24 protein-coding genes and 1 tRNA gene are annotated in these 23,209 nt (G+C 49.1%); 15 read left to right on the forward strand and 10 right to left on the reverse strand.

Annotation, left to right across the window (positions count from 1 at the left end; all coding sequences use genetic code 11):
* Positions 1 to 9: 9 nt before the first annotated feature.
* From LKD42_RS04330 to LKD42_RS04355, 6 genes are read left to right on the forward strand one after another with little or no spacing between them, the layout of a single operon-like run.
* Positions 10 to 282, forward strand: coding sequence for a DUF4315 family protein (locus LKD42_RS04330; protein WP_025653854.1), 273 nt, complete (start codon positions 10 to 12; stop codon positions 280 to 282).
* Between the two features lie 4 nt (positions 283 to 286).
* Complete coding sequence (locus tag LKD42_RS15560) at positions 287 to 1,348, forward strand: CD1107 family mobile element protein (RefSeq protein ID WP_248834918.1); 1,062 nt, start codon at positions 287 to 289, stop codon at positions 1,346 to 1,348.
* Positions 1,341 to 3,440, forward strand: a complete 2,100-nt coding sequence (locus LKD42_RS04340; RefSeq protein ID WP_248834919.1) for a type IA DNA topoisomerase — start codon at positions 1,341 to 1,343, stop codon at positions 3,438 to 3,440. The genes LKD42_RS15560 and LKD42_RS04340 overlap by 8 nt, the downstream gene beginning before the upstream one ends.
* Positions 3,427 to 3,906 (forward strand): hypothetical protein, encoded by a 480-nt coding sequence (locus tag LKD42_RS04345; RefSeq protein ID WP_113999334.1) that lies wholly within the window; start codon positions 3,427 to 3,429, stop codon positions 3,904 to 3,906. Before LKD42_RS04340 ends, LKD42_RS04345 begins: the two co-directional genes overlap by 14 nt.
* A 12-nt stretch (positions 3,907 to 3,918) precedes the next feature.
* Positions 3,919 to 5,745, forward strand: a complete 1,827-nt coding sequence (locus LKD42_RS04350) for an antirestriction protein ArdA (RefSeq protein WP_248834920.1) — start codon at positions 3,919 to 3,921, stop codon at positions 5,743 to 5,745.
* A complete protein-coding gene (locus LKD42_RS04355; protein ID WP_113999336.1) occupies positions 5,742 to 5,939 on the forward strand; it encodes a hypothetical protein in 198 nt (65 codons plus the stop codon). Before LKD42_RS04350 ends, LKD42_RS04355 begins: the two co-directional genes overlap by 4 nt.
* 455 nt (positions 5,940 to 6,394) lie before the next feature.
* On the opposite strand, the gene LKD42_RS04360 is transcribed toward LKD42_RS04355, so the two are convergent.
* The 4 genes from LKD42_RS04360 to LKD42_RS04375 form a co-directional block, all read right to left on the reverse strand.
* Complete coding sequence (locus LKD42_RS04360; RefSeq protein ID WP_113999337.1) at positions 6,395 to 6,727, reverse strand: DUF6050 family protein; 333 nt, start codon at positions 6,725 to 6,727, stop codon at positions 6,395 to 6,397.
* A 71-nt stretch (positions 6,728 to 6,798) separates the two neighbouring features.
* Positions 6,799 to 8,142, reverse strand: coding sequence for a relaxase/mobilization nuclease domain-containing protein (locus LKD42_RS04365; protein WP_248834921.1), 1,344 nt, complete (start codon positions 8,140 to 8,142; stop codon positions 6,799 to 6,801).
* Complete coding sequence (locus LKD42_RS04370) at positions 8,103 to 8,432, reverse strand: MobC family plasmid mobilization relaxosome protein (protein ID WP_113999339.1); 330 nt, start codon at positions 8,430 to 8,432, stop codon at positions 8,103 to 8,105. The genes LKD42_RS04365 and LKD42_RS04370 overlap by 40 nt, the downstream gene beginning before the upstream one ends.
* 194 nt (positions 8,433 to 8,626) lie before the next feature.
* Entirely contained in the window at positions 8,627 to 8,995 is a 369-nt protein-coding gene (locus LKD42_RS04375) for a helix-turn-helix transcriptional regulator (RefSeq protein ID WP_021738115.1), read from the reverse strand.
* A 141-nt stretch (positions 8,996 to 9,136) separates the two neighbouring features.
* On the opposite strand from LKD42_RS04375, the gene LKD42_RS04380 reads away from it, so the two are divergent.
* The 9 genes from LKD42_RS04380 (at position 9,137) to LKD42_RS04420 (ending at position 18,036) form a co-directional block, all read left to right on the forward strand.
* On the forward strand, positions 9,137 to 9,316 hold the full coding sequence (locus tag LKD42_RS04380; protein ID WP_005335797.1) for a hypothetical protein: 180 nt from the start codon (positions 9,137 to 9,139) through the stop codon (positions 9,314 to 9,316).
* Positions 9,317 to 9,366: 50 nt separating this feature from the next.
* Complete coding sequence (locus LKD42_RS04385) at positions 9,367 to 10,053, forward strand: response regulator transcription factor (protein ID WP_113999340.1); 687 nt, start codon at positions 9,367 to 9,369, stop codon at positions 10,051 to 10,053.
* Positions 10,050 to 11,081, forward strand: coding sequence for a sensor histidine kinase (locus tag LKD42_RS04390; protein ID WP_248834922.1), 1,032 nt, complete (start codon positions 10,050 to 10,052; stop codon positions 11,079 to 11,081). Before LKD42_RS04385 ends, LKD42_RS04390 begins: the two co-directional genes overlap by 4 nt.
* A gap of 143 nt (positions 11,082 to 11,224) precedes the next feature.
* Positions 11,225 to 11,890: an ABC transporter ATP-binding protein gene (locus LKD42_RS04395; protein WP_040342337.1), complete on the forward strand. Its 666-nt coding sequence runs from the start codon at positions 11,225 to 11,227 to the stop codon at positions 11,888 to 11,890.
* Positions 11,891 to 11,904: 14 nt separating this feature from the next.
* The gene (locus LKD42_RS04400; protein WP_248834923.1) at positions 11,905 to 14,538 is read left to right on the forward strand and encodes an ABC transporter permease; all 2,634 of its coding nucleotides are present in this window, start codon (positions 11,905 to 11,907) and stop codon (positions 14,536 to 14,538) included.
* A 673-nt stretch (positions 14,539 to 15,211) separates the two neighbouring features.
* Positions 15,212 to 15,646, forward strand: coding sequence for a sigma-70 family RNA polymerase sigma factor (locus LKD42_RS04405; RefSeq protein WP_005541445.1), 435 nt, complete (start codon positions 15,212 to 15,214; stop codon positions 15,644 to 15,646).
* Positions 15,647 to 15,650: 4 nt separating this feature from the next.
* The gene (locus LKD42_RS04410) at positions 15,651 to 15,887 is read left to right on the forward strand and encodes a helix-turn-helix domain-containing protein (RefSeq protein WP_248834924.1); all 237 of its coding nucleotides are present in this window, start codon (positions 15,651 to 15,653) and stop codon (positions 15,885 to 15,887) included.
* 527 nt (positions 15,888 to 16,414) lie between these two features.
* A complete protein-coding gene (locus LKD42_RS04415; protein ID WP_005541444.1) occupies positions 16,415 to 16,621 on the forward strand; it encodes a helix-turn-helix domain-containing protein in 207 nt (68 codons plus the stop codon).
* 20 nt (positions 16,622 to 16,641) lie between these two features.
* Entirely contained in the window at positions 16,642 to 18,036 is a 1,395-nt protein-coding gene (locus LKD42_RS04420) for a site-specific integrase (protein WP_248834925.1), read from the forward strand.
* Between the two features lie 187 nt (positions 18,037 to 18,223).
* Here the strand turns inward: LKD42_RS04420 and LKD42_RS04425 are convergent.
* From LKD42_RS04425 to LKD42_RS04450, 6 genes are all read right to left on the reverse strand, one after another.
* Positions 18,224 to 18,300: transfer RNA gene (locus LKD42_RS04425), tRNA-Arg, on the reverse strand.
* Positions 18,301 to 18,582: 282 nt separating this feature from the next.
* Entirely contained in the window at positions 18,583 to 19,464 is an 882-nt protein-coding gene (locus tag LKD42_RS04430; protein WP_022118024.1) for a DUF3881 family protein, read from the reverse strand.
* A gap of 14 nt (positions 19,465 to 19,478) precedes the next feature.
* On the reverse strand, positions 19,479 to 20,762 hold the full coding sequence (serS, locus tag LKD42_RS04435; RefSeq protein WP_248834926.1) for a serine--tRNA ligase: 1,284 nt from the start codon (positions 20,760 to 20,762) through the stop codon (positions 19,479 to 19,481).
* 153 nt (positions 20,763 to 20,915) lie between these two features.
* Positions 20,916 to 21,425: a DUF4446 family protein gene (locus tag LKD42_RS04440; protein ID WP_022118026.1), complete on the reverse strand. Its 510-nt coding sequence runs from the start codon at positions 21,423 to 21,425 to the stop codon at positions 20,916 to 20,918.
* Positions 21,426 to 21,451: 26 nt separating this feature from the next.
* On the reverse strand, positions 21,452 to 22,345 hold the full coding sequence (locus tag LKD42_RS04445; protein ID WP_173866470.1) for a ParB/RepB/Spo0J family partition protein: 894 nt from the start codon (positions 22,343 to 22,345) through the stop codon (positions 21,452 to 21,454).
* A complete protein-coding gene (locus LKD42_RS04450) occupies positions 22,336 to 23,112 on the reverse strand; it encodes a ParA family protein (protein ID WP_147632212.1) in 777 nt (258 codons plus the stop codon). Before LKD42_RS04450 ends, LKD42_RS04445 begins: the two co-directional genes overlap by 10 nt.
* Between the last annotated feature and the right edge of the window lie 97 nt (positions 23,113 to 23,209).

The raw sequence follows: 23,209 nt of genomic DNA on the forward strand, positions 1-23,209 counted from the left end.
ATTTGATTTATGGCAACGACACAGAAAATCCGCAATGACATTGCGAAAACCAAAGAAAAGATCACGGAGCAGCAGAAACGCCTTCGTGCGCTGGAGGCTCAGCTTGCGGAGGAAGAAAATCTGGAAATCGTCCGCATGGTGAAAGCCGTGAAGATGGACAACAAGGAACTGACTGCCTTCCTGAAAGCCTATGCCAGCGGTATGATCTCCCTGCCGGAAGGTATGCTGCAGGAGGGCAACACCGAGAATGAGGAAACGGAGGGATACGAGGATGAAGCATAACTTTATGACAAAAATGGTATCGGCTCTTTTGGCGGTGGTGCTCAGCACTGCCGCTTTTTCTGTCACCGCCTTTGCCAGCGGCGGCGAGGAAAGCACGGAGTCCGTGGCTGAACAGGAAACGGCCGGTGATGTCTCTGATCTGCTTTCCGCTCTGGCCGGCAGCCAGGTCACGGTATCCGTCACCGAGGACGGTATCCAGTTCAGTTCCGGCGAAAATGACTCCGGGCAGACCGGCACCGTCACCACGGGCGGCGGCAATCTGAATGTCCGCACGGGTGCGGGAATGGACTACACCGCCTTCACCCAGCTTCCCAACGGAACGACCGTGAAGGTGATCGGCACGGACGGCGACTGGCTGAAGGTCATCCTGCCGGAGAAAGTCGGCTATGTCTATTCCGGCTATATGACGGTAAGTGACGGCGAGACTGGTTCAGGGGAAGGTCCTTTCTCTCTGGACGCGGAAACGCTGGAAAATCTGCTGGGGATGCTGGGCGGCGGCTTGAATGGCGGTGCCGCCTTGACTCCGGACGGGAACCTTTCGCTGATCGACGATATCGGCAGCCCGACCGCCAGCGGCAAGCAGTTTATTACAGTGGAAACGAAGAACGGCAATGTGTTCTATCTCATTATCGACCGTGACGACGAGGGCGAGGAAACCGTGCATTTTCTGAACCAGGTGGATGAAGCCGACCTCATGGCGCTCACGGAGGATGGAGAAAAGGCGGAAACACCTATTGTCTGCACCTGTACGGAAAAGTGCCAGGCCGGAGCGGTCAATACCGCTTGCCCGGTCTGCGTAAAAAACCTCAGTGAATGTGTTGGCACAGAACAGAAAGCTGCGGAGCCCACCGAACCGGAGAATCCGGAACCCGAAAAGAAAAGCAATACCGGGGCGATCCTGGCGGTGCTGCTGATCCTTGCAGCCGGAGGCGGCGCGGCGGTCTATTTCCTGGTGCTGAAACCGAAGCAGGGAAAGAAAGTTCCCGCTGATCTGGATGATTTCGACCTGGAGGATGAAGAAGAATATCTGACTGAGGACGAGGAAACGGAGGAAAAGAATGAGTAAACTGATTATCGCAGAAAAACCGAGTGTGGCAAAATCTATCGCATCGGCCCTGGGTGCTTCATCCAGGGCCGACGGCTTTTATGAGGGCAGCGGCCTTCTTGTGTCCTGGTGTGTAGGGCACCTGGTATCCCCGATGGATGCGGGCGGCTATGACGAGAATTTCAAGAAATGGCGCTATGATGATCTTCCCATTCTGCCGGAGTCGTTCCGCTATGTGCTGGCACCAGGCAAGGAGGATGCTTTTGAAAATCTCCGTGCCCTGATGGACCGCCCCGATGTGGATACCATCGTCAATGCCTGTGATGCCGGGCGTGAAGGGGAACTGATCTTCCGTCTGGTGTATGAAATGACCGGCTGCCGCAAGCCGGTTCTTCGCCTCTGGATTTCCTCGATGGAGGACAGCGCTATCCGAGAGGGTTTTTCTGATCTGCGCCCCGGCGCCGACTATGAAGCCCTGTATCAATCTGCCCTCTGCCGCCAGAAAGCGGATTGGCTGGTGGGAATCAACGCCACGCGCCTTTTCTCCGTTCTCTATCACCGTACCCTGAATGTGGGCCGTGTTCAGACCCCCACACTGGCAATGCTGGCGGAGCGTGACGCGAAGATCACGCTGTTCCACAAGGAAAAATATCATCTGCTGCGCTTGACGCTGAACGGAGCCGAAGCGGTGTCGGAGAAATTCACCGATCCGGCGGAGGCGGAACAGGCAGCGGCTATGTGCAAGGGTGTGACCGTCACCTGTACTTCCGTCACGAAGGAGCAGAAAAAGGAGCAGCCGCCGAAGCTCTATGATCTTACCACCTTGCAGCGTGAAGCGAACCGCCTGTTCGGATACACGGCGAAGCAGACCCTTGACTACGCCCAGAGCCTCTACGAAAAGAAGCTGCTGACCTATCCCCGCACGGACAGCCGGTATCTGACCTCCGACATGGCGGAAACAGCCTCCTGCGTCATCCATCTGGCGGCGAACGTGCCGCCCTTTGACGGGATCAGCAATTTCTTCCCGCTGGTGGAGACCATGATCTCCGACAAGGATGTATCTGACCACCATGCTATCATCCCGACTATGGAGATTGAAAAAGCGGATTTGAAATTGCTCCCCGTTGGTGAACGAAACCTTCTGCTGTTAGTCTGCTGCAAGCTGCTGTGTGCATCGGCGGAGCTGTATGTGTATGAGGCGGTCACGGCCACCTTTGATTGCGGCGGCTATTCCTTCACCGCAAAGGGCAAGCGCATCCTCTCCGAAGGCTGGCGGGAGATCGACCGCATTTTCCGTGCCTTTCTGAAAGAAAAGCCTGCGGATGGGGACGGCGGCACGCTCCCGGACTTCACCGAAGGGCAAATTTTTGACAGTGCGGAAATTGCTGTTACCGAGCATTTCACCCAGCCGCCGAAGACCTATACCGAAGATACCCTCCTGTCCGCGATGGAGAACGCAGGCAAGGATGATATCCCCGATGAAGCAGAGAGAAAGGGGCTTGGCACGCCAGCGACCAGGGCGGCCATTATCGAAAAGCTGGTGACAGCCGGATTTGTGGAGCGCAAGGGCAAGAGCCTGATCCCCACGAAAGCAGGTATCAACCTTGTCACCGTCCTGCCGGAGCCGCTGACCTCTCCCATGCTGACAGCGGAGTGGGAACAGAAATTGACGGAGATCGCAAAAGGCGGCGCTGACCCGGATACCTTCATGGATGGTATCCGCACGATGGTTCAAGAGATCGTGTCCACCTATTCCTGCATTTCCGAGGATGGCAAAAAGCTGTTTGCCCCGGAGAAGGAAGTGATCGGTACCTGCCCCCGCTGCGGCCAGCCGGTTTATGAGGGCAAGAAGAACTTTGCGTGTTCGGATCGGTCCTGCGGTTTCGTCCTCTGGAAAAATGACCGCTTCTGGACGAGCCGTAAGAAGGAACTGACAAAAAAGATGGCGACGGACCTTCTGAAAAAAGGCCGCACCAATGTTAAGGGTATGTGGTCTGAAAAGAAACAGGCTGCTTATGACGCTGCGGTGATCTTGGATGACACGGGTGGCAAATACATCAACTTCAAACTGGAATTTCCGAAAAGAAAGGAAGGTGTCAATGGCAGAAAATAAGACTTTTGAACATTTGCCCGAAGTGAGGGCGGCGGTGGCTGCCCTCTCCCCGGAGGACCGGGAGCTGCTGGCGGCGGTGCAGGCCTCGCCCTTCAAGCTGACAGCACCGGAGCAGTTCAAGGAGTTTGCGGACAACATCGACTATTTCGTATTTGAGCCCAATATCCACGATCTGAATGATCTGGGGTGGCGGTATCTGGCGCAGCACATGGATATGCTGCTGCCCCCAGAACTTCTGAAAGCGATCGACCCTGTTCCTTTTGGCAAGTACGCCATGCAGGAGGAACAGGGCCATTTTACGGAACACGGATACATTTCTCTCTCCGGTGACGAGTGGAACCATGAACGCCCTGCGGAGCCGGAGAAAAAGCCTTCCATCCGGGAACGGCTGGAACAGGGCAAGAAGGAATGTGCGGAGAAAAACAAGGCGCAGCCCCATAAGGAAAAATCTGCGCCGGAGCTGTAAGGAGGTGCTGATATGCCATATTACGATCACGACAAGGATTATCCCTTTGCCGCCTTTATCACCAATCTTGGGAAGTACAATGAGGGCGAGCTTGTGGGCGAGTGGGTGAAGTTTCCCACCACCGCCGAGGAATTGAAAGAAGTGTTTAAGCGTATCGGGATTGGCCAGAAGGATGACTTCGGCCAGCCCTATGAGGAATGGTTCATCACGGACTATGATTGCTATGTGGACGGTCTTTACAGTAAGCTGGGTGAATATGAAAATCTGGACGAGCTGAATTATCTGGCATCGAAGCTGGATGAAATGAGCGAAAGCGAATACGCACAGTTTCAGGCCGGTATGGAAATGGGCGACCATTGCGGCAGCCTGCAGGAGATCATCAACCTCACCGAGAATCTGGATTGCTATGAGGTTTACCCCGATATCCATGACTATGACGATCTGGGCCGCTATTACATCGAAGAACTGGACGTTATGCAGGTGCCAGAGCATTTGCAGAATTACATCGACTATGAGGCCTACGGCCGGGACGTTGCGTTGGAGGAAAACGGCACCTTCACGAATCAGGGCTATGTGCGTGATACGGGTGACAGTTTCCATGAGTATTACGACGGTGAGCGCGGCAGTATCCCCGATGAGTACCGGGTGATGACCTTCCAGGATGACCTTCCCGAAGAAGAAAAATCCGAGTGGGCTATGGATATCGCCTTTGACATGGATGAGTTTTTCCGTCAGAACGATCCGCAGTATGCGGCGGAGCACCCAGAGGCGCACGCCGCAAAGGAAGAACTTTACGAAAAGCTGATGGCAGGACGCATTTCCGCTCTGGATGAAAAGCTGGCGGCGCTGGGGCAGACGCAGGAGGACTATCTTCCTTCGGAGATCGAAAAATTCAAGGACGCCACGGGCTATGAGGAATTTCTTGATTTTGATCCGGCGGAGGTCAAGGCCGCTTTGGATGACCCGGAGAAGTCCCATGCGGATGAAATGCTGTCCGCTGCGGAGAAGGTTGCCTCGGAAAAGATGACTGTGCTTGTAGTAGAGCCTATGAAGGAACCCTATGTGAAGGAGATCGACCCCGACCTTCATTCCCTGCAGGCAGAGGTTGGCGGTGATATTGGAGCGACTTATCCTTATTCTGACCCGGTGGCGCTGGTCTGCAATGATGAAGGCAAGCTCATCGGGCTTGATCTGAACCGTGGGCTGCGGGATGAAAATGGAGAAATTTATGATATCGTAGCAGGGACTTTCCTGGTGGTTGGACTTGGTGAGGAAGATTTTGCGTCCCTGTCCCCGGAACTGATTCAGAAATACACGGAACAGTTCAAAACGCCGGAACGATTTATGCAGATCAATGGCAATATCGTCGTTCTCCCTGTCCCGGCAGAGAAACAAGACCTCGCTTTTCTTCCAGACCGTTTTGAAACTGGCGAACGTGTGCAGACACCGAGGGGCAGCTTTCAGGTGACGGCTATGAGCCGGGAGCAGATGGAGGCAGCCGGTTACGGTGTCCACCATATTTCCGATGATAGAAAGTACCTTATCATGGGAAACGGCACACGGGCCTTTGCCGTGGCAGCGGAGCAGCCGGAAAAGGACAATCCTCTCCGCACGGCAGAAATGACGCTGGAGGATGACTACGGCATGATCGACGGCGTTATCAACAACGGCAGACGCGGCGAGGAACTGGAGAAGGCGCAGGAACACGCGGAGCAGACGAAGCCGGAGAAGCCTTCCATCCGTGAGCGGTTAGAGGACGCCAAACGGGAGTGTGCCGAGCATAAGCCACCGGAGGGCAAGAAGCCCGGCCGTGATGTGCCGGAGCATGACTGCCTATGAGCCGAAGCAAGAAATGGCGGCTGGAATGGGCGTTCTTCCTGGGTGACAACGGCAGGCGGCAGTATAACCATATCTGTAAAAAATGTGTTCACGGCTGCAAGCAGAGTTTCCGGGCGTGTCTGGTCGCTTGTCCGCATTACAGTTCCAAACGGTCTAAAATCTGTGAGGATATGGGTGGAAAAAACACAGAATAATTCCCTGTATCCGTATTTTCAAAGGGAGCCTTTATGATTTTTCATGTGTCGGTCTGCTTGCTGGCACATGAAGAAAAAGGCTTGATTTCAGACACTTTCTGTCACGCAAAACGGGAGTACAGCTTTTCGGTTCATCCGATTGGCTGTACTCCCGCTTTTTCTTTTTGCTATCATCAAATTACTTTAACACGGTTCTGTTGTTTGAACAGGGGTACAAATTGTACCTCCGTTGAAAAGGAATTTCCATAGTATTTTCTCATTAGGATTGGATAGGAAAGGATGGATAGCCGCCGCAGTAGGCGTTGTGGGAATGTGTGTAAACTGCCAGAATTGTGAGGCTGTGGGAAAGCTGTTTGCAGACTTGTGGGAAAAGGCTTGTCTTTTTCCATCAGGTTGTGAATGGCTTTTCCATCGGCACGAGCGGCAGTTTTCCATATTTCCATGACGCAAGAAAATCATCCAACGATCAGCCGGTACACCGTCAGCGGCACATACCACACCGCCACAATAAGCCGCCAGGCCAGAACGAAACCGCCGATTACACCGCCGATAATAAAGTTCAATGCAAACAAGGCGATCCCTCCACCCAGGGAGCCGCCGCCCGGCACGATCCAGAGGCACATCCGATGGAGGCCAAACGGCAGCCCGCAGAGTATCCAGAGCCATACATAGTCAACCTCTCCGTTCTTCACGCAGGCAGATTTGAAGATACAATACAGGATCAGTGCCACGGTCACGGGCAATACGCTTTTGAAGAAAAATGCTTTGATTGCTTCGCTTCTTGTCATCGGTAAAACCTTCTTTCGCAGCTCCATTATACAGGATGCCGGGAGCTGCGCCCAGCGTCTTTCAGAGAAAATTATTCAAGTTCATGTCGCCGCTGTTGTTCCTGTTCCTTTGGAACGGTCAGTAGTGCATCTACATTCTGTTTAACAGTATCGTATTCCTGGGCTTCGGTTCTTGCGGTTTTGTACTCCGCAAGAAGGTGTTCCTTTTCTGCGCTGAGAGTGGCAAGCTCCGTTTTCATGCTTTCTGTTGTCGGCAGCGGTACAGCCCCCAGCCGTTTCAATTCTCTGGCGGCCGCTTCAAAAAGGATGATCTCGCTCTCATGCCCCCGCAGGAGCTTTTCTTTATCATTCGATTTACGGTATCGGTCATAAAGCGGCTTTAGCTGACGGTAAGTTTCAGCGTGCTTCATCACAAGGGCAAGTTCGGCACTTCTACTTTCTATCCGCTTGATTTCTGCATGAGCGGTATCCCTGCGTGCGGATACTGCGTTCAATTTGCTTTCCAGTTCTCCATAACTGCTTATCCCGTGTTCCGTCAGGAAATTCATGGTCTTGGCGGCCTGTTTCAGATTGTTCAGCTTCGCCCAATGGGTGAAGCCTGCACTCTGCTGTGCCTTGATGTTGTTCTGGATATCAATGAGTAGACTGATCTTTCCGTTCCGCTGTTTTGGCTGGTGGGAAGGTCTGGATCGTCCGGCGATCCGGGCGGCAAGGGCTTCTTCGGTGTAGTCAACCCCCAGCGTTTTCAGACGGGTGAACCGTTCCTGATCCGGTGCTCTGGCAGAGATATACTTGCCGCGCTTGATCTCATAACCTTCTCTCTGCAGGCGGCGAAGCAGTTCTTCCAGGTTGGAACAGGCTGGCAGGAGCCGGTCGATGGCCGCTTTCAGCTTTGCCTTATAGCTGGTGCCGTTCTGCGTAGCCTGATGTTCAATATAGCTCTTGCCCTTGTCCTGTCCAGGAATAATGACAGACAGACCATGTTCCTTGCAAAGCCGGTCGGAGGTGCGGCGGATATCGTGATAGCTTCGCTTGTTGGAATGATAGTGTTTATGATCCGCAAAGCTGACCGCATTGAAAATCAGGTGGTTATGAACATGATCTTTGTCTATATGGGTGGTAAGTACAAATTCATACTTGCCGCCCAGGATTTCTTTTGCAAGCTCCATGCCGATCTCATGGGCTTGTTCCGGCGTAACCTCCCCAGGCTGAAAGGCTTGGATCAGGTGACGGCCCAGGTTCGTTCCCTTGTCGATGGCATGGCAGCGGGTCCAGGAAAATTCGATATCCGCAGTTTCGGCGGCACAGCCATAGGAAGAAACAAGCAGCTTTCCGTCCGTCTTTTCCGGGTTGCAGATATAGTCAATGGCTGCTTTCAGCGTTGATTTGATAGGATGTGTCTTTGTAACTGCCATATCTCGTCCAGCCTTTCCCGTATCTCGTCCATATCGGCCTGATACGCAGGACCTCCGGCGTTGATCCGCTTGGCTATCTGGTTGATGTTCCTGCCGATGGCGGACAGTTCCGAGGTAAACGCTTTGATCTCCGTGGTGTCGGTGTAGATGATATACCCGTCAATCGCCATCTTTCGGAGGTAGGCGCCATATCTGCGTGTCGGTAACTGGCTCATTTTTTCGTCTATGAGCCGTTTTTCATCCTCCGTGACATAGAATTTCATTTGAATATTCCGCTTTCGGTTTGCCATTCGCCGCCTCCGTTCTTCATAAGGGTTTGGGACTATCCCAACAAGCAATTTTGAATTTCCGGGTAAGGGACCTGAAAATCTCAAAATTCGCAAGCGGGTACTCGCTTGCTGTGCTTGCTACCGTATCTTATCCCTACTTATAAAGCGTTTCGGAAACCTCAAAATGCCCGCAAAATAAGAAAAACAGAGGATGTTCAGACACCCTCCGTTTCTTCATTCGGCTTTTCAATTTTTAAGGCCCCGTCAATGGCACCCTCCACGATAGGCAAATACTGTTCCGGGCAGAGCTTTAACTTCTGTCCGACCCGCTGGCGCAGCTCGCTTTCCTCTCGCATGACCTCTGGATTGAAATATCTCTCCATCGGCAGGCCGCAGATTTTTACAAGCTGTATGATGACCGGCAGGCTGGGGATCGTGCCCTCGTTTTCAATGTTGGCAAGATACCTGGTATCAATATTCACCTTTTCGGCTAAATCTTTTCGTGCAAGGTTCTTCGCCTTCCGTGCTTCTTTTACATCTGCACCGAAGGTTTCAAAGCCAGGGCAGTCTTTCACTTTTGCCATTCAACATCACCCACATACATTCTATATTTCATAGTTTGCGCGTGGAATGATGTGATATCCATTCTGACTACATTTTATAATTCATATCTTTAACCTTGTATTCTTCGAGCAGACGAAATATAATATTTTAGGAGGTGCAAAATGGACTATATAACATTAAAAGAGGCAAGCCAAAAATGGAATGTTACGCCGCGCCAGATAAATTATTTGTGTACATCTGGGCGCATCCCCGGTGCTGTAAAAATGGCGACGATTTGGCTTATTCCTAAAAATGCAGAGAAGCCAGTAGACAGGCGGAGAAAAGAAAACAAATCTCAGTGAGGTTTCTGTGACATTTGGGTGCTACACTGAAATTGAAGGAGTGTGATACCATGCGAATTTTAGTAGTCGAGGATGATCGGCTTTTGAATAATACTTTATGCTATAACTTGAATACTGCGGGCTATGTTGTGGACTCTGCCCTGACAAAATCAGCAGCCAGTGATTTTCTGACCAAGCAGGACTATGATCTGATCGTGCTGGATGTAAACCTGCCGGATGGGAACGGCTTTGATTTCTGCCGTGAGGTAAAAGAACGCCGGCCGGATACGGCGGTAATCTTCCTGACCGCAAATGATATGGAGAGCGATATGCTCAAAGGCTATGAGCTGGGCGCAGAGGACTATGTGACCAAGCCATTTCCTATGAGCGTCTTTCAAAAAAAGCTGTCCGTAGTGCTGGGGCGGCTGGCGAAACAGTCTGGCGGCGGTGATAGCTATGAGGACGGTGCGCTGTCCATCAATTTCTCGGAGATGACGGCTTCCCTGTCCGGTAAGGCGCTGGTGTTCACTCCGCTGGAATACCGGCTGTTGAAAATCCTGACCAAAAATCCGCAGAATGTTTTGACAAGGCAGGTGCTGCTTGAAAAGCTGTGGGATGCCGATGGGAACTTTGTGGATGAACACGCCCTGACCGCGGCTATCAGCCGGGTGCGGAATAAAATTGAAACGGATGGACGCCAGTACATCAAGACGGTGTACGGCATGGGCTATATGTGGATCGGAGGGGCGCTCAAATGAATATGCGAAAACTCTCCATCAATAAAGCCTGCGTTCTTTTGGGAACGCTTTTGCTGCTGGCAGTGGGCGCAGTCTGCACCACTGTTTATCTACTGACCCGGAATATAATCGCTGTCCGGTGTGTGTTCCTGTTCAGCCTCTTTGTGCTGCTCTGCGTCATCTTCTTTGTGGCGCTGATCCGCTGGAAGCTGGTTCAGTTCTCCGATGCCTTTTGTGGTCAGATGGATGATATGCTCTCCGAAAATATGCAGCCGAAGCAGACGACCTGCGAAGAAAGCCTGTTCTACAAAATCAACTATCGGCTGGGGCGGCTATATGAAGTCATGCAGGAAAATAAAAACAGCATCGCAAAGGAACGGACTGACCTGCAAGAGCTGATCTCTGACATCTCTCATCAGGTCAAGACCCCGATTGCCAACTTGAAAATGATCAACAACACGCTGCTTGAAAATGAGGTTCCTCCGCAGAAGCAAAAGGAATTTCTGACAGCCCAGGCCAGCCAGCTTGATAAGCTGGACTTCCTCATGCAAGCCATGATTAAAACCTCCCGACTGGAAACGGGAGTCATTTCGCTGGAGCAGAGACAGCAGCCGATTTACGATACCCTTGCCGCTGCCCTAGGCGGGATTTTGCTCAATGCCGAAAAGAAAAAGATAGATGTGCAGGTGGAATGCCCGGAGCATTTGGATGCACGCCATGATAGAAAATGGACAAGCGAAGCCCTGTTCAACATTCTGGATAATGCTGTGAAATACACCCCGGCAGGCGGGCAGATCCGTGTGTCGGTGGAAGGCCGGGAAATGTATGTGAAGATCGACATTGCCGATACCGGCATCGGCATTTCAGAGCAGCACCAGGGGACGATTTTCAAGCGGTTTTATCGGGAAGATGTGGTGCATGATGTGGACGGTATTGGAATCGGTCTGTATCTGGCCCGTGAGATTGTGACCTTGCAGGGCGGTTATATCCGGGTAGCGTCTGAGGTTGGGAAAGGCTCAACCTTTTCTGTTTTCCTGCTCCGAAAGTAGAGTAAGCACACCCCGAAAATTGAAATGTCACAGATTCGTGACATTTGGGGCTGAATTTAGCGGAAATTTTTTGTGGCTCGTGACATTTCTGTGAGGTTTGGTCGTTACAATGGGTTTATCAAAAAGAAAGGATGGTGTTCTCTATGAGCATTTTGCAAACGACTGAACTGAAAAAATATTATGGCGCAGAGCCGAACATTACCAGAGCCTTGGATGGTGTGACCCTCTCTATTGAAAAAGGAGAATTTGTAGCTATCGTAGGAACCTCCGGCAGTGGTAAATCCACGCTGCTGAACATGATCGGCGGATTGGATGTGCCCACCTCCGGCCAGGTGGTCGTGGATGGCAAGGAGCTGTCCAAACTCAAAGACGAGGAACTGACCGTTTTCCGCAGAAGAAAGATCGGCTTTATCTTCCAGAACTACAATCTGGTACCGGTGCTGAATGTCTTTGAAAATATTGTGTTGCCTGTGGAGCTGGACGGAAACAAGGTAGACAAGAAGTTTATGAACGAAGTAGTGCAGATGCTGGGGCTTGAGGATAAGCTGAACAATATGCCCAATAACCTCTCCGGCGGCCAGCAGCAGCGCGTAGCCATTGCCCGCGCCTTGGTGTCAAAGCCCGCTATTGTCTTGGCTGATGAACCCACCGGCAACCTGGACAGCAAGACCAGCGCCGATGTGCTGGGGCTTCTGAAAACTACCAGCCAGAAATTCCACCAGACCCTCGTAATGATTACCCATAACAGTGAGATCGCCCAGCTTGCCGACCGCATTATTCGGATCGAGGATGGTAAGATCGTGCAGTAAAGGGGGGCGGGACTATGAATGACATTCTATTTGGCAACAATAATTCCAAAGTAATTACCAAGCTATCCAAACGCTATTTCAAGAAGAATAAGGTACGCAATCTGGCTGCACTGCTGGCAATTATCCTGACTGCTTTCCTGTTTACCTCTATCACTTCCCTGGCGTTCAATATGGCGTCCTCCATCCAACTCTCTCTGCAAATGCAGAAAGGCAGCAAGGCGGATGGCACTTTGGGGTATATGACGGAGAAACAGTACGAGCAGCTTGTAAACAGCGATTTTGTGGACCAGGCAGGACACCGGCGTATCATTGGCTATGCAAGCAACACTTCCAGCCATTCCATTGAAATCAATTATGAAGATAGTGTGCAGCAGGAACTGACCTTCTGTGTGCCTACCCACGGAGCTGCACCGGAGAAAGCGAATGAGATCGCTACTACGGATTTGGCGCTGAAGGCGCTGGGTGTAGAACCTGAGATCGGCGCAGAGGTTCCGTTAGAATTTGAACTGCGGGGGAAAACTTATCATTACGATATGGTGCTTTCCGGCTGGTGGGAAGCAAGCAATGACTCTGTGAGCGTTGCGACTGTTTCAGAGCAGTTTATAAAAGAAAATCCCGATGTGGTTCAGAACACTTATGCGGTAGACCATGTAATGTCCGGCGTTACTTTTTCCGATGTCGTGCTGAAGAATAAAGCAAATGTTCAGCAGCAGTTGAATGAGTTCGTTTACTCCATTGGCGGCAATCCAGAGGATATGGGCGCAGACAATTTCATTCTCGCCTCCGAAAATCAAATGTCCCAGGGATTGACTTCATCAGAGTCCATCGTGCCTGCTGTTGTATTTATCCTGATGTTTGTCGTGTGCGGATACCTGCTGATCTACAATATCTTTGATATTTCCGTGATGCAGGATGTTCGTCAATACGGTCTGCTGCGGACGATTGGAACTTCCACACGGCAGATCAAGAGCATTGTGAACCGTCAGGCGGTCTGGCTCACGCTGATCGGACTGCCTATTGGTCTGATTGCCGGTTTCTTTGCCGGTTGGGTGCTGCTTCCTATCGTGACAGAGATCATTAACCTTGAATACTCTATGGTGGGTACATCCGTATCTACTTCGCCTCTGATCTTTGTTATCGCTGCCCTCTTTACAATCCTGACCGTGTTTATCAGCACCCGGAAGCCTGCAAAAAAAGCGGCAAAGATTTCTCCTCTGGAGGCGATCCGCTACACCGAGCAGAACGCCTATAAAAAGAGAAGTGCCAAACAAACCAATGGGGTAAAGCTGTCCCGTATGGCCTTTTCCAACTTAGGGCGCAACCGCAGGCGTTCAGCGTTTATCATTATTTCCCTGCTTCTGTGCATCGTCCTGTTTAATTCTATCATCATTGTGACGCAAAGTCTTGATGAAGAAAAGTGGGTAAACCGTGTTACCAGAACAGATTTTAATGTCTATAACTCCGCCGCATTTAATGTAATGGAAAGCGTTCAGCACCATGAAGATACGCTCTCACAGCAGGCGGTGGATCTGATTGCCGGACAGCCCGGAGTTGAGGATGAACGCTATCTTTACCGAAATACAAAAGACGATAGAAATGTGTTGGTTGACTATGGGTTTGAAGATTTAAGCGGCATAGAGCTATTCCATGAGGAAGAAGGCGTCGTAAATCAAAGCTATCAGGGATATAGCCTGTACACAAGTTCTGATACCGAAAGGCGCTATTTTGGTAATGTGATGGGAGCCTCCGAGAATTTCTGGGCGGATATGCGTATTTTTGAAGGCGAAAAAGATGCCGAAACCTTAACGCAGAAAATGGCTACCGGAGAATATGTCATTATTGGTTGCCCCATCGACAAATTGACAGAGGAACCAAATAACACTCCGCTGACCGATCAGTTACAGGTCGGGGAGAGCATTTCCTTCTACAAGGATGGGGAACTGGTCAAAACCAGCACCATCCTTGCAAAAGCGATTCTCGTGGGAACAGAAACAGAAACGCCCACAGGCACTACCGCTCAGGCACACATCGCCGGTGATGCTCCTTTTGTATATCTGCCGGACACTGTATTCAAGGAAATCTATGACGCTCCCACGCTTCTGACTTATGGATTCAATGTGGAGGAAGCCTTGCAGCCGCAGATGGAAGAATTCCTGAGCAGCTATGTGAGCGAAAATACTTCGGTTGCCTATACTTCCACCAAGCTGTTGAAAGAGCAACTTGATTCGGTCCGCAGCATGATTCTGGTTATCGGCGGTTTGATTGGCTGCATCATGGCCTTTGCGGGACTGATCAACTTTACCAACATGATTATTACCAACATCATCACCCGCCGCCATGAGTTCGCTACCATGCAAAGCATCGGTATGACCGGCAAGCAGCTTCGCCGCCTGATGGTCTATGAGGGCATCTATTATGCCGCCGGCGCAGACATTATTGGCGGAGCAGCCGCAGCGATCCTGGCAGTCACGGTGCTAAAGAGCGCATTAAATGGCCCCTCCATGTGGTTCTTTACCCTGAACATTACATTGGTTCCTGTTCTGGTCATTGGTGTGCTTTATCTGCTGCTGGCTGCGGTCATTCCGCTGATTGTTCTCCACTTCTTTAACAAGGGAACTGTGGTGGAACGGCTGAGGACTTCGGAGTAACGGCAGAGATTGCTACAATAAATAATCATAAACCTATTGAAAGCCGGGAGGAGGCATTTCCTCTCGGCTTTCCTCAAAAAATTTGAAATCTCACAGATTGGTGAGATTTCAGCTTGTTATTTTGTCGAAATGGCGTATGTCCGTGACATTTCTGTGAGGATTGCCTGTTAAGATAAAAGAAAAGTGAAAAAGTTGCCGCACGATAGCAAAAGAAAAAAAGCCATCGTACAGCGACTATATTGTTATGCACTTTGTAACGGTGGCTTTGAGAAATCAGAGCCGCCGTTTCTTTGCGTTTACACAAACCTATAACGACTTGCAGGGACGCGGTAGCCGATTGGAGGTTATTTTGCCGTGTCCTTTTCTCTTTTTCGCAGTATCCATGATCTGCACCAGCTAAAAAAAGCATAGCCCCTCCATCGGAGCAGTCCGGCTTTGGATATGAACTATACCATGTAAGCAATCTTCTTCATAAAACATTTCTGCGCCCTGCAGGTCCGTTGCGACTTGCTGGGCGCTTTTTGCTGTTTTCCGATGACAAGCCCGCCTCGAAAAAATTTTTTAAGAAATTTTCAAAAAGGAGGCTTTTAGCGGGTAGCGAGCGGCTTTGCGTTCGCCTTGTTAGCGGAAAGGGAGAAACCCACCTCATTCCCCCAGGAAAGGGGGTGAAAAGATGGATATGATCCCCCGCAATGACTATGGCGAGCGGTGCCAGTTCGATGCTTACTGCAAGCTGGTACTCTACCATGAGGCAATCGACTACCTCCGGGAAATGCAAAGGCGCCGTGACAGGGAACTGTCATTCAGCGACCTTCCGCAAATGGAGATGGACAAGCTCTGCGTTGTAGATCATTACCCCAGTGACAGATTTACATTCTCGTCCCACGGGTATGACCTACATATTGAAAATGAGCTTGTGGCTGATGCCTTCGCCGGTTTGTCCGTTCAGGAGCAGAGTATTTTGATCCTGCATTTTGTTCTGGACCTGCCAGATCAGGAGGTCGGCCGCCTTGTGGGAATGTCCCGCAGCGCCGTGCAGCGGCGAAGGGCAAAATCATTGACCGAGCTGCGGATCAAGTTGGCCGCACTCATGCCGAAGGGAGGTTGAAGGTATGAAGAAACCCACTTACAAGGGCAAGGAGCTTCTTCCTCTTTCGGTGATTGACGCCGCCCGTGACGGGGACGCTCAGGCTGTGGATCAGGTACTCCGGTATTATGAGGGCTATATCAATAAGCTCTGCACCCGGACGCTTTACGATCCTGACGGTCAGCCCCATGTTCGGGTGGACGAGTACATGAAGCGCCGATTGGAGATCAAGCTCATTCATTCCATTGTCAGCATGAGCTGACAAGCCCGGTCTGAAAGCGAAAACAGCTTACCCTTTCCCTGTTTCTCTCTTTCGTGGCCGAAGGCAGCACCTTGACAAAGAAAGCCCGTTGGGAGGCCAACGCCGCAGTATAAGGCAAACGGATACATTCCTGTTTGTGCCGAGCCATACGGCCGGTGCGCCATGACCTCGTTTCAAGTCCGCAGGACGGGACCACTGTAACGGGCGAGCGAACAGCACCAGACCGCAAAGTAAGCGTGGCTGCTTGCGGGCGATGACACACGGGCAGGGTCAAAGATACTCGCGCATTGAACGCCCACAAAGCATTGTGCGCCGCACCCATCAGCATGGGCCGGGGTTAGACTCCCGTGGAGCTGTGCCAGCAGCCGTCCGTAAGCCTACTTTTCTTTTTTGAAAGTTTATGGATAGATCGTAAACTTTTCAATTAGCAGCAGACAAACACGGAGCAGCACGGTAAAATGATGGTGGAAGTTATATTATCCACACATATTCGTGCTGTTCCTTTTCATAACTGAAAGGGGGTTCTCATGTCTCAAACATGGAACGGCACGAAGAAAGAAACCCCTGAAAGAAGGACATATACGGTTGACGATATTGCTCAAATTCTGGGCATCGGAAGAACTTCCGCATATATCCTTGTAAAAGAAGGGCACTTCAAAATCGTGCGAATTGGTAACGCCATACGCATTTCCAAGCGGTCATTTGACGAGTGGCTTGACTCCCTCGACCTGTGATCCAAGAAAGGAAGAACGATATGGCATCTATAATCAAGCGAAAGAAAAACTATTCCGTTGTTTACAACTATGTGGACGAAAACGGAGAAACCAAACAGAAGTGGGAAACCTGGCATACCCACAAAGAGGCCTTAAAGCGCAAGGCGGAAATCGAAAATCAGCAGCACACGGGAACTTTTCTCCCGCCAAGCAATCAGACGATCACCGAGTTCCTTTATGACTTCGTATCTCTTTACGGAGAAAAGAAATGGGGCGTGTCTATGTATGACAGCCAAACGGCGCTGATTGCCAACTATATCAATCCGATCATCGGTGATATGGAGGTACAGGCGGTTACTCCCCGTGCGGTTGACGGTTATATCCAGACCTTGCAGAAAACCAAGTCGGTGTCTACCAAGACCCGAAAGGCTGTTACCACCTATGTCAGCGACAAGACCATTGAAAAGATCATCAAGCTCCTGCGGTGTGCGTTTAAGCAGGCGGTACGATGGGAAATCATTGCAAGAAATCCCTTTGACAATGTGATCCTCCCGAAAACGGAGTATGCGAAACGGGATATCTGGACAGCGGATATGATCCGTCTTGCCCTGGACAAATGCACGGACAGCAAGCTCTATGTAGCAATGAACCTTTCCTTTGCCTGCTCTCTGCGCATGGGTGAAATCCTGGGGCTGACCTGGGAGAACGTCCATATTTCCGATGAAGATATTGCGGCGGATAATGCCTATGTCTACATCGACAAGGAGCTGACGAGGGCTTCCAAACGGGCGATTGAAACGCTGGGTGAGAAGGATATCTATTACATCTTCACTCCGCTTATGCCGAACACCAGCACAAGAATTATTCTGAAAAAGCCGAAAACCGATTCCAGCATCCGTAAGGTGTGGCTGCCGAAAACGCTGGCCTACATTCTGCGGGAGTGGAAGAAATCCCAGGACGAGCTGAAAGGTTTCCTGGGCGACGAGTATCAGGACTTCGATCTGGTGGTGGCACTTCCCAATGGACGGCCCTGCGAGGATCGGATCATCCTCAAAGAGTTTGCAAAGCTCCGTGAGGACGCAGGGCTGCCGAAGGTGGTCTTTCATTCTCTCCGTCATTCCAGTACCACCTACAAACTGAAACTGAACCACGGCGATCTGAAAGCCACTCAGGGCGATACGGGTCATGCCGAGATCGACATGATAACCAGTATCTATGCTCACATTCTGGACGAGGATAGAAAGGTCAATGCTCAGAAATTTGAGACAGCCTTCTATGCCAAGCCTGATCTTCGCAATGTCCGTCCGCCGGAGGAACCGGCAAAATCGGAACCTGCGACCCTGAACCTTGAAAGTCTTGTGGAGCAGCTTCAGAAGTCGCCGGAGCTTGCAAGTGCGCTCGCAGCCCTGATAGCGGCGCAAGCCCCGGCAAAGTGATCCGAAAAATCGAATTAGCAAAACGCAGAATTTTCTTAGCAAATTTCTGAAAAGCGTTCGAGTCCAATTAGCAAATATACATCATGCGGCGCATAAAAATCTCCCGGTAACGGAAGTGAAATTACCGGGAGAAGGAGGAACAAAAAAACGCTGCAAACCCCGAAAAAAGGCTTGCAGCGGTGCTTTCTGGCGTCCCAGAGAGGATTTGAACCTCCGACCCCACGCTTAGGAGGCGTGTGCTCTATCCAGCTGAGCTACTGAGACATTTATAAGTTTTATGCAATTTTCAAGGCTCAAAGGAATCGAACCATCTGCCGCTTAGGAGGCGAGTGCTCTATCCAGCTGAGCTATGACGACACATGCCGCAACCCTTGATTTTACTGGGTTTCTGGGAATTTTCCCTTCGACCATATATAAGATTATCAGCTCTGTTATAAGCTGTCAATCACATTTTTATATCTATCCAAAAACTAAGGAAACAGTGTGTCTGGCAGCCGAAGCTGCCAGCCTTTTTATTATAGCACAGCTTTTTTTACGAGTCTACACTTAATTTGCGAAATTGATATGTCCCTGAAGCCATATAGTACCTTTAAATCTTCTTCCGACCTCCGGCTCACCGAGCAGATCCTCTTTGTTAATACAGACATCCAGGTTCATATCGTTGCACTCCAGCCTGAGCTGATAAATGGTTTCTTTTGTATATTTATTCACTGTTTTTTCAACATCCTTAATGTTTCCCATGACCTGATAATGATCACATTCCAGGCCATACGGCATAAAGAGTGTGTCTACAATGCTGAAAAGATCTTCTTTTAAAATCCTCTGATTGACTGCCGCATAAGTATCAATATCTTCCAATGTCAGGCTTTCGATTGCCTCTGCATCACCCTGTCTTGCGGCTGCGATCATTTTATGCCTCTGATTTGCCGAATCACTTCCTGTCGCAGTGACACGCGGCTCCGCCTTCTGTACTGGAAATAAAATTTTGCCTTTCAGGGAAAGTCCGGAAAAGCTCGTGCTGATCTTATCACTCAACAGATGTCCGAGCAGCATTTCCTTTTTATATTTTGCGGCATTCTGTAAATAGAAAATAACCGAAACACCGATCCTTACATCTTCGCAGACACCGGCAAAGGATTCTCTTGCCGCATGGCGTTCAATGATCAGATCTTCTTTGCTGCTGATATCTTTTCCCTGAAAATATGGGAAATAATACTCCTGATGGAAACCATCCGTATCCATAATGCCGCACATCTTGATTCCCATATTTTCACCAAAGCTTTTTGTATACTCTACAAAAGCTTTGTTTTTCCCTTCTCTTGAAACTTCTCTTTCGTCAAAATCGTGGAAAACCTCGGTGAGGATTTCTTTTATATCTTTTTCATTCTGCAGATTGCTAAATCCGATTGCTCGCAGATAATTATGCAATTATGCCACCTCTATTATTTCTTTTCAATCACTTTCATGCCGCCCATGTATGGCTGAAGTACTTCCGGAATCTTAACGCTTCCGTCAGCCTGCAGGTTGTTCTCCAGGAATGCAATTAACATACGAGGCGGTGCAACTACGGTATTGTTTAATGTATGTGCAAAATATTTGCCATTCTCACCATTTACGCGGATTTTCAGACGGCGTGCCTGAGCGTCACCTAAGTTTGAGCAGCTTCCTACTTCGAAATATTTTTTCTGTCTTGGAGACCATGCTTCTACGTCCACTGATTTTACTTTCAGGTCTGCCAGGTCACCGGAACAGCATTCCAGCGTACGAACCGGGATATCCATGCTGCGGAACAGATCTACGGTGTTTTTCCACAGTTTTTCATACCACATTTTGCTTTCTTCCGGTTTGCATACAACGATCATTTCCTGTTTTTCAAACTGGTGGATACGGTATACACCTCGCTCTTCGATGCCGTGTGCACCTTTTTCTTTTCTGAAACATGGAGAATAGCTGGTCAGCGTCTTCGGCAGCTCTTCTTCCGGAATGATTGTGTCGATGAATTTACCAATCATAGAATGTTCGCTGGTTCCGATCAGATACAGATCTTCGCCTTCGATTTTGTACATCATGGAATCCATCTCGGCAAAACTCATAACGCCGGTAACTACGTTGCTGCGGATCATAAATGGCGGTACGCAGTAAGTAAATCCACGGTTGATCATGAAATCACGTGCGTATGCGATCACTGCGGAATGCAGTCTTGCGATGTCTCCCATCAGGTAATAGAATCCGTTTCCGGCAACTTTTCTTGCACTGTCAAGGTCGATACCGTTGAAAGATTCCATGATTTCTGTATGGTACGGGATTTCAAAATCCGGAACAACCGGCTCACCGAAGCGTTCGATCTCTACGTTTTCGCTGTCATCTTTTCCGATCGGCACAGACGGATCGATGATGTTCGGGATAACCATCATGTTTGTTTTCAGTTTTTCTTCTACTTCAGCTTCTTCTGCGGAAAGTTCGTTGATACGGTCAGCACTTGCTGCTACCTGACGTTTTACTTCCTCTGCCTCTTCTTTTTTACCCTGTTTCATCAGGCCGCCGATCTCTTTGGACAGTTTGTTTCTTTCTGCACGCAGAGCTTCTACTTCCTGTTTGATCTCACGGTTTCTCTTGTCCAGCTCCAGTACTTCATCTACCAGCGGCAGTTTTTTATCCTGGAATTTATTTCTGATATTCTGTTTTACAATTTCCGGATTTTCTCTCACAAATTTAATGTCTAACATTTTTTATCGTCCTTTTCTTTTATTTCATTTTATTTCAACTCAAGACCCTCTGGATCACGGGTCACTTCTTTTCCGATTTTAACACATGTAATCTGCCTCGTAAAGTGACTTTGTGTCCTTCTGTACAAACACTTTCTGTTTTAATACCTGACGTTATCCGATATCGTTATGTGCATTTACAGCCTGACGCAGTGCTTCTTTTTCTTCTTCGCCAAGCACGATATAAGACTCGCCTTTTACGATTTCTTTGACATAAGTATAACAGCCTTCTCTGCTGTGGATCGCATTTAATACAAATCCGCTGTTCTCTTTATCCAGCATTGCAAGTGCAAAACTTAATTTGCCGCCGACATCTTTGAATGCATCATATTTTACGATTGCAGTTTTGTTCAGTGTCATTTTCTGGATTTCTTTTAATTTATAAATCTCATCCGCCTGATATTTTACTGCTTCTGTCATGGCATCTACTTCTTCGAATTTCTTTTCAAATGCTTTTTCCAGAGATATCGCATCTTTTCCACGCATGAACATTTTGTACTTATTCGTAAGTCTTGCCAGCTTCATGGACTGCTTGACCAGGAAAAAAATCAGCACAAGCTGTATCAGAATTACAATGATCAGCACGATACCTGCATCAATGCCTATCGCATCAAAAATCCCCATATTTTCCCTCCATTCCTTATTTAATTTTAATGATTCTGAACGCTTTCCAGCAGTTCAATGATCCTCTCCAGTTCCTCATTGGAATAATACTCAATCTCAATTTTTCCGCTATTATTCTTTTTGTGACTGATCTGTACTTTTGTACCGAGTATTTCTTTTACCTTTTCTTCCAGATTCCGGTAAATGATCTCTACATCCGGTTCTTTTGTTTTTGTGGTTTCTTCCTTTTCTTCGCCCAGCTTTCTGACCAGTTTTTCTGTCTCTCTGACACTTAATTTATTATCAAAGATCTGATTTGCCATCTGGAACTGCAGATCTCGGTCTTCAATAGAAATCAACGCTCTCGCATGGCCGGTCGTGAGCATTTCATCGATCACCATCTGCTGTACTCTCTCATCCAGCTTCAGAAGACGCATGGAATTGGTCACTGCCGTTCTGCTCTTGGAAACACGCTCCGCCACTTCATCCTGCTTCAGATGAAACTCGGTGAGCAGCTTTTTATAAGCTCTTGCTTCGTCGATCGGATTTAAATTTTCCCGCTGAATATTTTCGATCAGAGAAATCTCCAGGATTTCCCGATCTGTATAACTCTTGATAATAGCCGGAACCTCTTTTAACCCTGCCATCTTTGCCGCACGCCATCTGCGTTCCCCTGCTATGATCTCGTAATGATCCTCTTTTTTCTGAACAATCAGCGGTTGGATAATTCCAAATTGTTTGATGGAATCCGACAATTCCAGCAACGCATCTTCATCAAAATGTTTCCGCGGCTGTTCTCTGTTTGGTTCAATATCTGTTATCTTCAGAAGAAGCTCATTTTTTTCCGGTTTCTGCTCCGTTTTTTCCGCTTTTCTTCTTACGCTATGCTCCGGGATCAGGGAGTCCAGTCCCTTACCAAGCCCTGCTTTTCTTACAGCCATTCTTCCTCTCCTCTATGAATTACCTCTTCGGCAAGTCTGCGGTAGCTTTCTGCTCCGGTAGAACGCTTGTCATATCTGGTGATCGGCATTCCATAACTTGGTGCCTCTGCTAATCTTACATTTCTTGGGATAATTGTCTTATAAATATTCTGATCAAGATTATTTTTTACGTTTTCCACCACCTGAAGAGACAGATTGGTTCTTGCATCGTACATGGTAAATACCACGCCTTCGATTTCCAGATCAGGGTTCAGTCGATCCTGGACAAGATTGATTGTGTGGATCAGCTGAGACAGTCCCTCGAGTGCATAATATTCGCACTGAATCGGCACGAGTACCGTATCTGCCGCACACATTGCATTGATAGTCAGCATACTTAAAGAAGGTGGACAGTCGATCAGCACAAAGTCATAGTTTTTCTTTACTTTATCGATTGCTTTCTTTAAAATATATTCCTTTTCCTCTGCTCCCACCAGCTCGATCTCTGCTGCTGCCAGATTGATATTTGACGGAAGAACACTCAGATTTTCATACTCACTTTCCATAATCGCATCCTCTACGGAACACTCTTCCAGCATCAGCTCGTACACCGTATTTTCTGCCTGCTCTTTGTCAATCCCCAGTCCGCTGGTAGTATTTCCCTGTGGGTCCATATCCACTACCAGTACCTTCTTTCCCAGTTCTGCCAAAGAAGCTGCCAGATTGATCGCTGTTGTTGTTTTGCCTACACCACCCTTCTGGTTGGCGACTACGATAGTTCTTTCCATTAAATATTCCCCTTTCGTTTCCAGTTCATACCAGATGCTGCTTTGTTTCACGTGCATTTGCCCTGAACACAAAGTATTTTTCAATTATAACACTTCT

The sequence above is a fragment of the Hominisplanchenecus faecis genome (genome assembly GCF_020687205.1).
Lineage (GTDB): Bacteria > Bacillota > Clostridia > Lachnospirales > Lachnospiraceae > Hominisplanchenecus > Hominisplanchenecus faecis.

Coding starts and splice junctions, on each gene's coding strand:
- serS (WP_248834926.1), bottom strand. CDS start 20,762: ATGTTAGACATTAAATTTGTGAGAGAAAATCCGGAAATTGTAAAACAG.
- LKD42_RS04415 (WP_005541444.1), top strand. CDS start 16,415: ATGTCTCAAACATGGAACGGCACGAAGAAAGAAACCCCTGAAAGAAGG.
- LKD42_RS04340 (WP_248834919.1), top strand. CDS start 1,341: ATGAGTAAACTGATTATCGCAGAAAAACCGAGTGTGGCAAAATCTATC.
- LKD42_RS04370 (WP_113999339.1), bottom strand. CDS start 8,432: ATGGCAAACCGAAAGCGGAATATTCAAATGAAATTCTATGTCACGGAG.
- LKD42_RS04400 (WP_248834923.1), top strand. CDS start 11,905: ATGAATGACATTCTATTTGGCAACAATAATTCCAAAGTAATTACCAAG.
- LKD42_RS04345 (WP_113999334.1), top strand. CDS start 3,427: ATGGCAGAAAATAAGACTTTTGAACATTTGCCCGAAGTGAGGGCGGCG.
- LKD42_RS04330 (WP_025653854.1), top strand. CDS start 10: ATGGCAACGACACAGAAAATCCGCAATGACATTGCGAAAACCAAAGAA.
- LKD42_RS04375 (WP_021738115.1), bottom strand. CDS start 8,995: ATGGCAAAAGTGAAAGACTGCCCTGGCTTTGAAACCTTCGGTGCAGAT.
- LKD42_RS04390 (WP_248834922.1), top strand. CDS start 10,050: ATGAATATGCGAAAACTCTCCATCAATAAAGCCTGCGTTCTTTTGGGA.
- LKD42_RS04350 (WP_248834920.1), top strand. CDS start 3,919: ATGCCATATTACGATCACGACAAGGATTATCCCTTTGCCGCCTTTATC.
- LKD42_RS04395 (WP_040342337.1), top strand. CDS start 11,225: ATGAGCATTTTGCAAACGACTGAACTGAAAAAATATTATGGCGCAGAG.
- LKD42_RS04410 (WP_248834924.1), top strand. CDS start 15,651: ATGAAGAAACCCACTTACAAGGGCAAGGAGCTTCTTCCTCTTTCGGTG.
- LKD42_RS04355 (WP_113999336.1), top strand. CDS start 5,742: ATGAGCCGAAGCAAGAAATGGCGGCTGGAATGGGCGTTCTTCCTGGGT.
- LKD42_RS04450 (WP_147632212.1), bottom strand. CDS start 23,112: ATGGAAAGAACTATCGTAGTCGCCAACCAGAAGGGTGGTGTAGGCAAA.
- LKD42_RS15560 (WP_248834918.1), top strand. CDS start 287: ATGACAAAAATGGTATCGGCTCTTTTGGCGGTGGTGCTCAGCACTGCC.
- LKD42_RS04440 (WP_022118026.1), bottom strand. CDS start 21,425: ATGGGGATTTTTGATGCGATAGGCATTGATGCAGGTATCGTGCTGATC.
- LKD42_RS04405 (WP_005541445.1), top strand. CDS start 15,212: ATGGATATGATCCCCCGCAATGACTATGGCGAGCGGTGCCAGTTCGAT.
- LKD42_RS04420 (WP_248834925.1), top strand. CDS start 16,642: ATGGCATCTATAATCAAGCGAAAGAAAAACTATTCCGTTGTTTACAAC.
- LKD42_RS04385 (WP_113999340.1), top strand. CDS start 9,367: ATGCGAATTTTAGTAGTCGAGGATGATCGGCTTTTGAATAATACTTTA.
- LKD42_RS04380 (WP_005335797.1), top strand. CDS start 9,137: ATGGACTATATAACATTAAAAGAGGCAAGCCAAAAATGGAATGTTACG.
- LKD42_RS04365 (WP_248834921.1), bottom strand. CDS start 8,142: ATGGCAGTTACAAAGACACATCCTATCAAATCAACGCTGAAAGCAGCC.
- LKD42_RS04445 (WP_173866470.1), bottom strand. CDS start 22,345: ATGGCTGTAAGAAAAGCAGGGCTTGGTAAGGGACTGGACTCCCTGATC.
- LKD42_RS04360 (WP_113999337.1), bottom strand. CDS start 6,727: ATGACAAGAAGCGAAGCAATCAAAGCATTTTTCTTCAAAAGCGTATTG.